This window comes from Streptomyces sp. PSU-S4-23 (genome assembly GCF_055632315.1).
This window is the reverse complement of sequence record NZ_JBVMUU010000002.1, coordinates 8,281,881-8,295,058: the sequence shown is the minus strand read 5'-3', so window position 1 is coordinate 8,295,058 and position 13,178 is coordinate 8,281,881. Positions and strand designations below refer to the sequence as shown.

Sequence of the window (13,178 nt, the reverse complement as noted above, 5' to 3'; positions counted from 1 at the left end):
TGCGCTTACACCCCGCTGGCGAACTATATAGCTCCACCACATGTGCGCCCGACCTGCGTCTTCCTACCGTGTGCCGACACGTACCCGTCCCCACCGCACACGAGGAAGTGGCGCACATGGCCTCCGCAGCACCCGCTCCACCGACGTCCCCGGCCCCCGCGAACCTGCCCCGCATCGTCGCCGCCAGCCTCATCGGCACCACCATCGAGTGGTACGACTTCTTCCTCTACGGATCCGCCGCCGCGCTCGTCTTCAACAAGCTGTTCTTCCCGGGCTCCGACCCGCTGGTCGGCACGCTGCTGTCGTTCCTCACCTACGCGGTCGGGTTCGCGGCGCGTCCGCTCGGCGCGCTGGTCTTCGGGCACTACGGCGACCGGCTGGGGCGCAAGAAGCTGCTGGTGCTGAGCCTGCTGCTGATGGGCGGGGCGACCTTCGCGATCGGTCTGCTGCCCACCCACGCGACGGTCGGCACCGCCGCTCCGGTCCTGCTCACGACACTGCGCCTGGTGCAGGGCTTCGCGCTCGGCGGCGAGTGGGGCGGCGCCGTCCTGCTCGTGTCGGAGCACGGCGACGCGCGGCGGCGCGGCTTCTGGGCCTCCTGGCCGCAGACCGGCGCGCCCGCCGGGCAGCTCCTGGCCACGGGTGTGCTGTCGCTGCTGACCGCCGTCCTCTCGGACAGCGCGTTCGGCTCATGGGGCTGGCGCATCCCGTTCCTCCTGTCCGGCGTGCTGGTGGTCGTCGGTCTGTGGATCCGTCTGTCCGTCGACGAGTCGCCCGTGTTCCAGCAGGCCCTGGAGCAGGCTGAGGCCCGCAAGGCGGCCACGGACGCCGCCGCGGAGAAGCTGCCACTGGTCTCCGTGCTGCGCCACCACTGGCGGGACGTCCTGGTGGCCATGGGCGCACGCATGGCGGAGAACATCAGCTACTACGTGATCACCGCCTTCATCCTCGTCTACGCCACCACGCAGGCCGACGTCTCCAAGCAGACCGCCCTCAACGCCGTGCTGATCGCCTCCGCCGTGCACTTCGCCGTGATCCCGGCGTGGGGCGCGCTCTCCGACCGGATCGGGCGCCGGCCCGTCTATCTGCTGGGCGCGGCCGGGATCGGCCTGTGGATGTTCCCCTTCTTCTCGCTGATCGACACGGGCGGCTTCGGCAGCCTGGTCCTCGCCGTGACGGTCGGTCTGGTGCTGCACGGGGCGATGTACGCGCCCCAGGCGGCCTTCTTCTCCGAGATGTTCGCGACCCGCATGCGCTACTCGGGTGCGTCCATCGGCGCCCAGTTCGCCTCGGTGGCGGCCGGCGCGCCCGCCCCGCTGATCGCGACCGCGCTGCTGTCCGACTACGGCAGCTCGACGCCGATCGCCCTGTACGTGATCGCGGCGGCCGTGCTGACCCTGGTCGCGGTGGGCGTCGCGGAGGAGACCCGGCACCGCGATCTGGCCCGGGTGGAGTCCGAGCCGGACGCGGAACCGGCGGGGGCGCACGCGGCGGATGCGCGCACCGTCTGAGACGCGGTCCGTGAGTGGCCCCGTGCGCGTGCGTGCACGGGGCCGGCACGCGTGTCGCGGCGGGTGTCCCCGCCGGTGGGCAGCACGAGGCCCCGTCCCCGGCTGCCAGGCGTCCGGTCCGGTACGGCGTCCCGGTCAGTGCCGGGTCGTCGCCGACAGCCGGTGCAGGCGCAACGCCAGTTGTATCTCCAGGGCGCGGGCCGGGCTCTGCCAGTCGTCGCCGAGCAGCCGGCCCACCCGCTCCAGGCGCTGCGCCACCGTGTTCACATGGACGTGCAGCTCGTCCTTGGTGCGCGCCGGGCTCATCCCGCAGGAGAAGTAGGCGTCGAGGGTGCGGACCAGATCGGTGCCGCGCCGTTCGTCATAGGCGATGACCTGGCCGATCGTGCGCCGTACATAGCCGGCGATGTCGCGGTCCCCGGCGAGCAGCAGCCCGAGGAAACCGAAGTCGTCGGCGGCGGCCCCGTCCCCGGCGCGGCCCAGCAGGCGCAGGGCGTCCAGGCACCGCTGTCCCTCGGCGTAGGCCGCGGCGACTGCGTCCGGACGGGCGGCGAGGTCCCGCACGGGTGCGGAGGCGCCGACGGTGACCTCCTCGTGCACGGCCGTGCCGAGCTGGCGGGCGGTGCGGCGGGCCAGCTCCGTAGCCGTGTCGCCCGGGTCGAGGGGCAGCAGCAGAACCGTGCCTCCGTCGCGGGCGGCGGCGAGCCCCTGCCGGGTGGCCGCGAGGTGGGAGGCTGCGGACCACAGGCGCCTGCGTGCGTCCGCCTCCTGGGCGGCGTCTCCGGTCGCCGTGTCGAGGCGGGCGGCCAGCACCACATGGGTGGCGTCGAGATCGGCACGCAGCCGGGCGGCCCGCTCGCGCAGCAGCCTCGGGTCCCGGTCGCGGACGTCGAGGAGGTCGTCCAGCAGCTCACCGCGGACGCGCTGCTCGGCCTCGGCCGCCGAGCGGCGGGCGAGCAGGAGCAGGGAGGTGACCGTCGCCGCACGCTCCAGCGTGCGCTGGTCCACGGGGTCGAGCCCGGGATGTCCGCGCAGGACCAGCGCGCCGAGCAGTTCTCCGCCGGCCGCCACGGCGGCGACCCAGTCGCGGCCGTGCCGCACGGCGTGGCCCTCGGCGCGGGACGCCTCCAGGGCCGAGGACGGGGCGGAGTCCGCCTCGGCGAACTCGACGGTGCCGTCGAGGACCTGGGAGACGGCGGCGGCCACGTCGTGGACGCCGCCGCCGCGCAGGACAAGTTCGGCGAGCCGGTCGTGGACCTCCGAGGCACGCTCGATCACCGCGCTGCGGTCGCGGATGATCTCGTTGGCGCGGGCGAGCCGGTCCAGGGCCGAACGCGTCTCGGTGAGCAGGTTCGCGGTGTCGATGGCCGCGGCGGCCAGGGCGGCGAACGAGCCGAGGAGCGCGATCTCCTCCCGCTCGAAGACCCGGGCCCGCCGGTCCGCGGCGAACAGGACCCCGATGACCTGAGGGCCGATCATCAGGGGCACGCCGAGGATCGCCACCAGCCCCTCGTCGCGCACGCCCGTGTCGATCGTCCGGGTGTGCTGGAAGCGGTCGTCCTCGAAGTAGTCGGGTGTCACGTAGGGGCGGGCGGTCTGGGCGACGAGGCCGCCGAGCCCCTCCCCCATGCCGAGCCTGAGCTGCTGGAAGCGCGCGGCGACCGAGCCCTCGGTGACCCTCATGTAGGTGTCGCCCGCGGCCTCGTCGTGCAGGGTCAGATACGCCACGTCGGTGCTCAGCAGCGACCGGGCGCGCTGCACGATCGCGGGCAGGACGGCGTCGAGGTCACGCAGCCCCGCCAGGTCGTGGGCGGTCTCGAAAAGGGCGGACAGCTCCGCCTCGCGGCGGCGTCGGCCTTCCATCTCCGCGCGCACGCGCAACGCCAGCCGTCTGGCCTCCTCCAGGGCGCCGATGCGCTCGGCGGGCAGGCCCTCGGCGCGGGCGAGCAGCACCGGCTGCTCGTATGCGTCGGCCGACGCGCCCCGGGCCAGGAGTTCCAGGAACGGCGCCTCGGCACCGGTGCCGGGGCGCTCCGCGGACTGTACGTGATCGCGAGACATGCCCCCAGGATGGCCCACGACGGGGCCGTGCCCGCCAGGCCTGTGGACAACTCGTGGGACGTCGCCGCTCAGTGCGCGGTCCAGCCACCGTCGAGGACCAGCGAGGCACCGGTCACGAAGGACGCCTGCGGACTGCACAGGTAGGCCACCGCCTCGGCGACCTCCTCCGGCTCGATCAGCCGTTTGACGGCGCTGTCCTGGAGCAGCACCTCGGACAGCACGCGCTCCTCGGGAATCCCGTGCGCCCGCGCCTGGTCGGCCAGCTGCTTCTCGACCAGGGGGGTACGCACATAGGCCGGGTTCACACAGTTCGATGTGACGCCGTGGGGGGCTCCTTCCAGGGCGGCGGTCTTCGACAGCCCTTCGAGCCCGTGCTTGGCGGCGACGTACGCCGACTTGAAGGCGGAGGCGCGCAGCCCGTGGACCGACGACACGTTGACGATGCGGCCCCAGCCCTGCCCGTACATATGGGGCAGCGCCCCGCGCATGAGCCGGAACGGGGCTTCCAGCATCACGGTCAGGACGGTGTGGAAGACGTCGGGCGGGTACTCCTCGATCGGCCGCACCAGTTGGAGCCCGGCGTTGTTGACCAGGACGTCGGTGCCGGCGGCGGCGAGCTCGGCCGCGTCCAGGTCGGTGAGGTCCAGAACGTGCGGCTCGACGGTGCCCGGCAGGCCGTGGGCCGCGCCGGCGAGGGCGTCGAGCCCGGCGGCGTCCCGGTCGACCGCTCTCACCTTGGCGCCTGCGGCGGCCAGCCGCAGCGCGCAGGCGCGGCCGATGCCACCGGCGGCGCCGGTGACGAGCGCGGTGCGACCGCCCAGGTCGAGGGGGGCGGCGAGGGGGCTCGGGTGGGAGGGGGGCACGGTCATGCGATGACCCTAGGCAGCGCTCATGCCCCACCACATATGGTCACCACCCATACTTCATAGTGGATTCGTGGGGTCGAACCATGTGGGTGCTTCCAAGAGCGCCTGCTTGATCCGGAACCGTCCGAACCGGTGCAGCTCCGGCAGCGCGTCCACCGCGAACCAGCCGACCTCCAGCGACTCGTCGTCGTTGACGCGCGCCTCGCCGCCGACGGCCCGGCAGCGGAAGGTGATGTCCATGTACTGGCACTGATCCCGGTTCGGGTACGTCACCGGGTCCAGCGCCTGGACGAGGACGACCCGGTCGGCGACGCACCGTACGGCCGTCTCCTCGTACACCTCTCGCACGACACAGGCCGCCGGCTGCTCCCCCGGCTCCGGGATGCCGCCGATCAGCGACCATCTGCCGGTGTCGGAGCGGCGCCCGAGCAGCACTCGGCCCTCGTCGTCGAAGACGACGGCGGTGACACCCGGGAGCAGCAGCAGCTGATGACCGGCGAAGGCCCGGACCGCTCGGATGAATTCGGGAGTAGCCATGGGGCGACCCTAGCGGGCCGGTTCCACGGCCCCCTCGTCATCGAGACGGACGTCCCCGGCACCGCGCCCACGACGGCGGCGGACCGACGCTGACACCGCCCAGCCGAGGCCGCCCGCCGCGACCAGCACCAGGACCTCCTCGGGCAGGACGCCGAGCCGCGTGGCGGGCGTCTCGGAGGAGCGCAGCGGGACCTTCTGGACGAGGGAGTCGGCCACGAACATCGCCGTGCGCTGGGTGATCCTCCCGTCCGGCATGATGACGGCGCTGACGCCGCTGGTCACCGGCACGGTGACGGTACGGCTGTGCTCCACCGCCCGGACGCGCGACATGGCGAGCTGCTGGTAGGTCATCTCGCTGCGGTCGAAGGTCGCGTTGTTGCTGGGCACCGAGATCAGCTGCGCGCCGTCGGTCACGGTCGTGCGCACCGTCCAGTCGAAGGCGGCCTCGTAGCAGGTGACGAGACCCACCTTGGCGTCCGCCATGGTGAACACGCCGGGCTTGTGCCCGCGGCTGAAGTCCTGGCGGACCATCGACGTCCAGTTCTTGTTGATGACACCGAGCAGCGAGCGCAGCGGGAGGTACTCGCCGAAGGGCTGCACCTGCCGCTTGTCGTAGGTGTCGACGGGTCCCTTCCGGGGGTCCCACAGGATCTGCTCGTTGTAGAGCCTGCCGTCGCGCTCGACGACACCGCCGACCGACACGGGCACGCCGATCGCCCTCGCGGCCCGGCTGATCACGGCGGCGGCGTCCGGGTTGGCGAACGGGTCGATGTCGGAGGAGTTCTCGGGCCACAGTACGAGGTCGGGCCGCGGGACCGTGCCGGCCCTGACCTTCGCGGCCAGGCGCTCGGTCTCGCGCGCGTGGTGGTCGAGAACCGCGCGCCGCTGGGCGTTGAACTCGAGTCCGGAGCGCGGCACGTTGCCCTGGACGACCGCGACGGTCGCGGTGCCGTTCTCCGCCTCGTCGCTGACCAGGGTGCGCGCGGCGGCCGCGCCCGCCACGGGAACGGCGACGCTCAGCAGCGCAGCGACGGCCGCCCCGCGCCGTGGCATGCCCCCGGTGCGCCGGCCGTCCACGACCAGGCGAACGATCTCGTACAGCCCGAACCCGCACAGCACGACCGCGAAACCGAGCACGGGGGTGCCGCCCACCGCCGCGAGCGGCAGGAACACGCCGTCCGCCTGCCCGAAGGCGATCTTCCCCCACGGGAAGCCGCCGAACGGCACACGCGCGCGTGCCGCCTCTCCCGCGATCCACACCGCCGCTGCCCACACCGGCCAGGCGGGCAGCCGGGACACCAGCGCGACGCCCGCGCCGACGAGCGCGACGAAGACCGCCTCCACCGCGACGAGCGCGAGCCACGGGCCGGAGCCGACCTCGACACCGGTCCACACCAGCAGCGGCAGCAGGAAGCCCAGGCCGAACAGGTAACCGAGGCCGAGGGCCGCCCTCCAGGTGCGGTCGCGCAGCGTCCAGCCGAAGACGGCGAAGGCCGGGAGGGCCAGCCACCACACGGTACGGGGCGGAAAACTGACGTAGAGCAGCACTCCGGAGAGCGACGCGGCGAGGGCCGGAACGAGGCTGCGTATGCGGCGGGCACCGCGAGGCGCGGGTGCGACGCCGGGTTCGAGCAGTTCCGGCTCGCCCACGGAAGTTGTGCTGACAGTCACCCGGGGAGTCTACGGCGCGTGACCATGGCCCCGACAGCGCCGCCGGTCCGGCGCCCCGGCCGGCTTGACTTCAAGCGCTTGAAGTGTCCGAGACTCGATTGCATGGCAGCGACACAGAGGGGTGCGGACGCCTCCCCGATGACGATCCAGGAGGTGTCCAGGCTCAGCGGTCTGTCGGAGCCGACACTGCGCTACTACGAGAAGATCGGCCTCATCGACCCGGTGGACCGGGACGAGAGCAGTGGTCACCGCCGCTACAGCGCCACCGCGGTGGAGACCATCGAGGCGCTCGGGTGTCTGCGGGCGACCGGGGTGAGCGTGCAGGACATGCGGGCCTACCTCCGGCATCTGGCCGAGGAGGACGGGTCGGCCGGACAGCTGCGCGAGCTGTTCCGGCGCAACGCCGACCGGGTCGCCCAGGAGATGGAGCGCATGCGGGTCCGGCTGCGCTATCTGCAGCTCAAGGCCGATCTGTGGGACGCGCGTGAGCGCGGCGACACGGCGGCCGAACGCCGTGCGGTGGAGGAGATCGTGCCGGTCATGCGCGAGCTCCGCTGAAGACTCATCGACATACGTGGGAACGACGTGAAACAGCAAGCTGACAATGATCTTGTTCTGGTGACCGGCGGCAATGGGTACCTGGGATCGCACTCGGTAGCCCTCCTGCTGCGGGAGGGCCACCGGGTGCGCACCACGGTGCGGTCGCCCGACCGCGCGGCGGACGTGCGGGCCGCGCTGGAGGTCGACGGTGTCGACCCGGACGGGAGGCTGGAGATCGTCCACGCCGACCTGGCGGCGGACGACGGGTGGGACGACGCGGTCGCGGGCTGCGCCCACGTCCTGCATGTGGCGTCGCCGTTCCCCGGCGGCCGGCCCGCCCATGACGACGATGTGATCGTCCCGGCGCGGGACGGCGCACTGCGGGTGCTGCGGTCCGCGCGGCGGGGCGGTGTGCGGCGCGTGGTGCTGACCTCGTCGTTCGCCGCGGTGGGTTACAGCCGCAAGGCGAGCGGCAGGTACGACGAGACCGACTGGACCGACCCGGCCGACGACAACAGCGCCTACGTCAGGTCCAAGACCATCGCCGAACGGGCGGCCTGGGACTTCGTCGCCGCCGAAGGGGACGGCCTGGAACTGGCGGTCGTCAATCCGAGCGGGATCTTCGGGCCCGTGCTCGGCCCCCGGCTCTCCGCCTCGATCGGCTTCGTCAAGGCGATGCTGGAGGGGGCTGTACCGGCCGTCCCGCCCGTGTACTTCGGTGTGGTGGACGTCCGCGACGTCGCCGAACTGCACCTGCGCGCCATGACGCACCCCGCCGCGGCCGGCGAGCGTTTCCTGGCCGGCAGCGGCGAGGCGATCAGTTTCCTGCAGATGGCCCGCATACTGGCCGACGGCCTCGGTGAACGGGCCGCACGTGTGCCGACCGTGGAACTGAGCGCCGAGCAGGTCCGTGAGGCGGCCCGCACCGACCCCGCGCTGCGGGAGACGGCCGGCCGGCTGGGCGAGGTTCCCCGTCTGGACACCGGCAAGGCGCGCTCCGTGCTGGGCTGGGCGCCGCGCGACGCGGCGACAACCATCGTCGACACCGCCGAGAGCCTCTTCCGCCTGGGCCTGGTGGACGGCCGGGACCCGGTCGCCCCCTAGCCGGCGAGTGCACCACGGCACGAGGAGGGTGCCAGGCCGTGTACGGCGCAGGTCGAGCAGCACGTCCTCGTCCGCGAAGGCCCCGGGGAGGCCCCCCGGGGGAGGCCCCACGCTGTTCGCACCCGCCCTGGATACGACGTTATGGTGAAGTATGTCCCAGACATGCCCGGTGATCACCGACCGGCCGGGATCCTTGGTCGCCGGGTGAGCGTGCCTGGCGTGTCGGGAGAGGACCGATCGGGAGTCCAGCATGGCCGCGCAAGCCGCACATCGCGAAGACCTCCGGGAAGGGCCTGATCGCGTTCGGGCCGACCGGCTGCGCCTCCTCGATGCCATGGACGACCATCTGGGGGACGCCCAGATGCTGCAGTTCGCCCTGCAGCAGGCGACGGCCGAGCTCGGAGCGCTGGGCGGCATGGCCCACATACGCGTGCGGGACATCACCCGAGGGCTGCGGCTGGTGGCGAGCAGCGGCCTGCCCCCGGCGTACACCCGGCTCTGGGAGAACATCTCCGAGGACGGCCCGGCGGCCCCCGCCCGGGCCACACAGCGGAACACGGCCGCCTTCTCACCCGCGGCCGCCGTGCCCGAGCAGGCGTTCGGCCGCCGCGCGCCCACCGTCCCCCCTGCCCCCGGAGTCCCACCGGACGCCGGGGTGGCAGCGGTGCCGATTCCCGGCCCGGAAGGCACCCTCGGCACCCTGTCCGTCCTCGTGTCCGGCCACCGCGCACCCGTAGCCGCCCAGCAGACGTTCCTCCTGGAGGTGGCCCGGTGGGCGGGGAGTCGGCTGCGGCTGGCACCGCCCGGCCCGGAAGGCGTGCTGCCCGCGCTGCTGCAGGAGTCGGGACCGGGCCGGGACAGAGTGCCCGAGTCCGCGGCCGGAGGGAACTGGGAGTGGGATCTGCGCAGCGGGGACATGAAAGTGGACGCGGACCTGCTCGACGCGATGGGCATCGACCGCGGAGACTTCGCCTACACGATCGAATCCCTGGCCACCCACATTCACCCCGACGACCTGTCCTGGGTGGTGGCGGAGGCCGACCGGACCATCCGCGCCCGCGGTCTGTTCGACATCGAGTACCGAGTGCGTGGCACGGACGGCGGCTACTCCTGGATGCGCAGCCGCGGCCACACCGTCTCCGGGGAGGGCGGGGAACCGGCCGGCATGGCCGGGGTCGCCTGGAACGTCACCGAGGCCCACGCCTCGCTGGAGTCGGTGGGCCGTGCCCTGCTGCACATGAGCGACGGGTTCCTATCCGCCACGAGTGACGGGCGGATCCGGTTCGTCAACGCGGCGGCCGAGCGCGTGCTCGGCCCCGCCCAGTGCCTGCTGGGCCGGTTCCTGTGGGAGGTACCGGCCGTGTGCGGGGTACCACGCCTTGCGGGCTGGTGCCGCGAGGCCGCCGCCGCGGGCGGGCCCGCCGAACACGACGCGCCGCTGCCGGCCGACGGTCGCTGGAGCCATCTGCGGCTCATCCCCAGCCCCGACGGGCTCGCCCTCTACATCACCGACGTCACGGAGAAACACCGGCGTGAGGAAGCCGACCGGGCCGCCGCCGAGCGGGCCTCCTTCGTCTCCGCGATCACCCGGACCCTCACCGAGACGGTCACCGCCCAGGACGTGGTGAACGCCGTCGCCGAGACGGCGCTGCCGTTCTTCGACGCCACCGGAATGCTGATCACGGCAGTGGAGGACGGCCACCTCGGCGTCGTCGGCTCCGTCGGACTTCCACCCGATTTCCTGAACCGCTTTCCGCCCGGCCCCCTGGAACGCTTCCACGGCCCGCCGCCCACCACGCCGACCGCCGCCACTCCCGTGGGCGAGGCGATCCAGACCCGCGCCCCGGTGTTCACCACGACGCAGAAGGACTTCGCCACCCGCTACCCGAAGCTGGCCGACTTCGCGGCCGGTATGCCGCAGGAGACCCTGGCCTTCCTGCCGCTGATCGTCTCGGGCCACCCCATCGGCGGCCTCACCATCTCGTGGACCGGGTCACGCAGCTTCGACGAGGACGATCACACGCTGCTGAACGCCGTGAGCGGCCTGGTCGCCCAGGCCCTGGGGCGGGCCCGGCTGTACGACTCGGCCACCACCCGCGCCCGCGAGCTCCAGCGCGGCCTGCTCCCCCGGGAACTGCCCTCGCTGCCCGCGGTCACCGCCGCCGCCCGCTATCTGCCCGCCGGACAGGGGGCCGAGATCGGCGGCGACTGGTACGACGTCATCCCCCTGTCCGCGGACCGGGTCGCCCTGGTCGTCGGCGACGTCATGGGCCACGGGCTGCCCGAAGCCGCCGCCATGGGACGCCTGCGTACGGCGGTGCGCACCCTCGCCCACCTCGAACTGCCCCCCGAGGACCTGCTGGCCCGCCTCAACGACATCGTCGGCGACCTGGGCAACGACCGCTTCGCCACCTGCGTGTACGGCATCTACGACCCCGTCACCGGGGAGTTCTGCTACGCCAACGCGGGCCATCCGCCGCCCGCCGCCGTCCTTCCCGACGGCACCGTCTCCTTCTTCCCCACCGCCCCCAACCCGCCCCTCGGGTCCGCGGTCCCGCCGTTCATCACCGCCAGCTGCCGCCTGACCGACGGTGGCGTGCTGGTCCTCTACACCGACGGCCTGGTCGGAGGGGTCAACCGGGACCTCGATCTCGGCATGGGCCGCCTCGCCCACGCCCTGTCCACCACCGGTTCCGGCCAGCAGGAAGACCTCGACGCCCTCAGCGACCTGGTCACCGCCGCCCTGCTCCCCGAGGGCAGCTCGGACGATGACGCGGTCCTGCTGATGACCCGTGTGCACCGCCTCAGGCCCGAGGACATCGCCCTCTGGAGCCTTCCCGACGACCCCGTCGCCGCCGGCCAGGCCCGCCGGCTCATCCGCGAGCGGCTGGGCGTGTGGGGTCTGGACGAGCTCACCATGACCACCGAACTGCTCGCCAGCGAACTCATCGGCAACGTCATCCGCCACGCCAAGGGCCCCATCCAGCTGCGGCTGCTCCGCAGCCGCACCCTCATCTGCGAGGTCTCCGACTCCAGTCTGACCACCCCCCATGTCCGCCGCGCCGGCGCCACCGACGAGGGAGGCCGTGGTCTCCAGCTCGTCGCCGCCCTCTCCCATCGCTGGGGCACCCGCTACACCGAATCGGGCAAGTGCATCTGGACCGAGCAGCTCATCCCGGACGACGCGAACCGGGGCCGGTGACCGCCGGCGGGGCTGGCCGGGTGCCGTACCTCCCGGTCATGTCTCCCGTACGGGTGCGTACACCTCGGGGCGCAGGCCGAACGTCCACGCGACCCCCTCTCTGGCCTCCCGTGTCGTGGGGGGTACGCGGAGCCAGTAGGTGCGGTGGGTGCCGTCGGGTTCCGGGGTCGAGTTGAGGACCTCCACCATCACCACCGGCTCGTCCCCGGACAGTTCGATGCGCCAGAGGGTGCCGGTCTCGTCCCGGTGGACGGGCCGGGCACCGGAGTCGCTCAAGTAGCGGTCGTAGCCGTAGTACTCGAGCATGACGCGCCGCAACTCGGCGTTCTCCTCGGCCCGTATCCGCTCCGGTGTCAGCGAGGGGAGCGTCGCCAGGAAGGCGGGCGGCACCGGCATGCCACGCCAGGCGTACAGGGCGAAGCCGTCGGGGAAGGCCAGAGCGGGCCCGCCGCCGTGGTCGAGCCGGCCGGCCTCGTCGCGGTGCAGGGCCACGGGACGTTCGCACACCACCGCCACCTTCTCGAACGGCCACCACCAGCCGGCGCTGCGGCACACCTGCGCCAGGCCGTCGAGCGGCGGCCCGTCGGCGGCGAGGGCGGCCAGCCAGGGAGCATCGTGCTGTCCGAGTACCGCGTCCAGCAGGATCAGCCGGACCTCGGTCACAGTGCCGGGGTCGTCGGCGGCGAGGTCGTCGAGCACGCCCCTGCGGATCCGGTCGACCAGTGCCTGCGTGGCGTCCCACAGCCGGCCACCGGTCGCCGACCAGTGCTCCGACCAGCCCGCCGCGCCCAACTCCTCGTGTACACGGCGCCGTTCGGCCGCCCACGGTGCTGTCCGCACCGCCTCACGCACGCTCGGTCCCGGGTCGGCCAGTCCCCGCACCAGCGTCACGCCTTCCCTCGGCGACCCCGCCCAGACCACGCGGTCCGGCTCCGCCAGCCCGGCCCGCCGGTACGCCAGCCGTATACCGGCCTCCGCCGTGGCCCGGTCCGCGGGCCGGACGGCCGCCGCGCACTCCCGCCACTGCCGCACCGTGTCCGGGCGGACCCCGTCCCCGTCGCCGCCGGATCCGCCGGCCGTCGCCACCCCGGTCGCCTCCAGAGCCATGGACATCGTCAACTCCCCCTTCGTCTCGTCTGTTGCGCCACCCAGCCGATCACCGCGCCGTCAGTCGGCCACGATCCGCACGGACCCCGGGACGTACTCCCGCTGCCGGATCACCCGGTACCACCCCTTCGGCAGGGGTATCGCCGCGTGCTCCTCGTGGACGACCCGCCCGCCCTCGGGCAGGTGCAGCAGCAGCGGCCCGAACGGCCCCGGCTCACGCACGAGTTCACCCGGTCCGACGACCGCGTGGGCATGGCCGGTGACCTCTCCCAGGGCCAGCACGAGCCGGCCCCGCGGGTCACGCGGCTCCTTCTGCGCGTGCGGAACATGGGGCGGTACCGCCTCGTCCGCGACGGGCACGATCAGCACGTCTCCCTGCCGGTACACGGTTCTCCCCTCCGGCTCGGCGCACCGCGCACCGCAGCCATACCGAGACAGTACGAGCCGCCACTGACAGCGGTCCGGAACGATGCCCCGCCCCGCGCACTGTCAGTGGCTGTTGCTAGAACTGCTGCACGCGTCGCGGACGGCGCCGCACGCGGCGTCCGGGAGCGCCGCGCCCGGCACCACCCCGAACCG

Annotated in this window: 10 protein-coding genes; 4 read left to right on the top strand and 6 right to left on the bottom strand. The window is 73.1% G+C overall.

The window, feature by feature from the left end:
• Positions 1-116: 116 nt before the first annotated feature.
• On the top strand, positions 117-1,511 hold the full coding sequence (locus ACZ79I_RS37470; RefSeq protein WP_471503900.1) for an MFS transporter: 1,395 nt from the start codon (positions 117-119) through the stop codon (positions 1,509-1,511).
• A gap of 135 nt (positions 1,512-1,646) precedes the next feature.
• Here ACZ79I_RS37470 and ACZ79I_RS37465 read toward each other — a convergent pair whose 3' ends face one another.
• The 4 genes from ACZ79I_RS37465 to lnt form a co-directional block, all read right to left on the bottom strand.
• The gene (locus tag ACZ79I_RS37465) at positions 1,647-3,572 is read right to left on the bottom strand and encodes a helix-turn-helix domain-containing protein (RefSeq protein ID WP_471503897.1); all 1,926 of its coding nucleotides are present in this window, start codon (positions 3,570-3,572) and stop codon (positions 1,647-1,649) included.
• A 68-nt stretch (positions 3,573-3,640) separates the two neighbouring features.
• Complete coding sequence (locus ACZ79I_RS37460) at positions 3,641-4,441, bottom strand: 3-hydroxybutyrate dehydrogenase (RefSeq protein WP_471503895.1); 801 nt, start codon at positions 4,439-4,441, stop codon at positions 3,641-3,643.
• Positions 4,442-4,495: 54 nt separating this feature from the next.
• Positions 4,496-4,975: an NUDIX hydrolase gene (locus ACZ79I_RS37455; protein WP_381088034.1), complete on the bottom strand. Its 480-nt coding sequence runs from the start codon at positions 4,973-4,975 to the stop codon at positions 4,496-4,498.
• 9 nt (positions 4,976-4,984) lie between these two features.
• Positions 4,985-6,646, bottom strand: a complete 1,662-nt coding sequence (gene lnt / locus ACZ79I_RS37450; protein ID WP_471503893.1) for an apolipoprotein N-acyltransferase — start codon at positions 6,644-6,646, stop codon at positions 4,985-4,987.
• 102 nt (positions 6,647-6,748) lie between these two features.
• Here lnt and ACZ79I_RS37445 point away from each other — a divergent pair, with 102 nt between their 5' ends.
• From ACZ79I_RS37445 to ACZ79I_RS37435, 3 genes are all read left to right on the top strand, one after another.
• Complete coding sequence (locus tag ACZ79I_RS37445; protein ID WP_471503891.1) at positions 6,749-7,204, top strand: MerR family transcriptional regulator; 456 nt, start codon at positions 6,749-6,751, stop codon at positions 7,202-7,204.
• 60 nt (positions 7,205-7,264) lie between these two features.
• Positions 7,265-8,290 carry an SDR family oxidoreductase gene (locus tag ACZ79I_RS37440; protein ID WP_471503889.1) on the top strand — a complete coding sequence of 342 codons (1,026 nt, stop codon included), beginning with the start codon at positions 7,265-7,267 and terminating at the stop codon, positions 8,288-8,290.
• A gap of 334 nt (positions 8,291-8,624) precedes the next feature.
• Positions 8,625-11,492 (top strand): SpoIIE family protein phosphatase, encoded by a 2,868-nt coding sequence (locus tag ACZ79I_RS37435; protein WP_471503887.1) that lies wholly within the window; start codon positions 8,625-8,627, stop codon positions 11,490-11,492.
• 36 nt (positions 11,493-11,528) lie between these two features.
• Here ACZ79I_RS37435 and ACZ79I_RS37430 read toward each other — a convergent pair whose 3' ends face one another.
• Positions 11,529-12,605: a DUF6745 domain-containing protein gene (locus ACZ79I_RS37430; RefSeq protein ID WP_471503885.1), complete on the bottom strand. Its 1,077-nt coding sequence runs from the start codon at positions 12,603-12,605 to the stop codon at positions 11,529-11,531.
• A gap of 54 nt (positions 12,606-12,659) precedes the next feature.
• Entirely contained in the window at positions 12,660-12,986 is a 327-nt protein-coding gene (locus tag ACZ79I_RS37425) for a hypothetical protein (RefSeq protein WP_471503883.1), read from the bottom strand.
• Positions 12,987-13,178 lie beyond the last annotated feature (192 nt).

Coding starts and splice junctions, on each gene's coding strand:
- ACZ79I_RS37465 (WP_471503897.1), bottom strand. CDS start 3,572: ATGTCTCGCGATCACGTACAGTCCGCGGAGCGCCCCGGCACCGGTGCC.
- ACZ79I_RS37470 (WP_471503900.1), top strand. CDS start 117: ATGGCCTCCGCAGCACCCGCTCCACCGACGTCCCCGGCCCCCGCGAAC.
- ACZ79I_RS37430 (WP_471503885.1), bottom strand. CDS start 12,605: ATGTCCATGGCTCTGGAGGCGACCGGGGTGGCGACGGCCGGCGGATCC.
- ACZ79I_RS37435 (WP_471503887.1), top strand. CDS start 8,625: ATGGACGACCATCTGGGGGACGCCCAGATGCTGCAGTTCGCCCTGCAG.
- ACZ79I_RS37460 (WP_471503895.1), bottom strand. CDS start 4,441: ATGACCGTGCCCCCCTCCCACCCGAGCCCCCTCGCCGCCCCCCTCGAC.
- ACZ79I_RS37455 (WP_381088034.1), bottom strand. CDS start 4,975: ATGGCTACTCCCGAATTCATCCGAGCGGTCCGGGCCTTCGCCGGTCAT.
- ACZ79I_RS37445 (WP_471503891.1), top strand. CDS start 6,749: ATGGCAGCGACACAGAGGGGTGCGGACGCCTCCCCGATGACGATCCAG.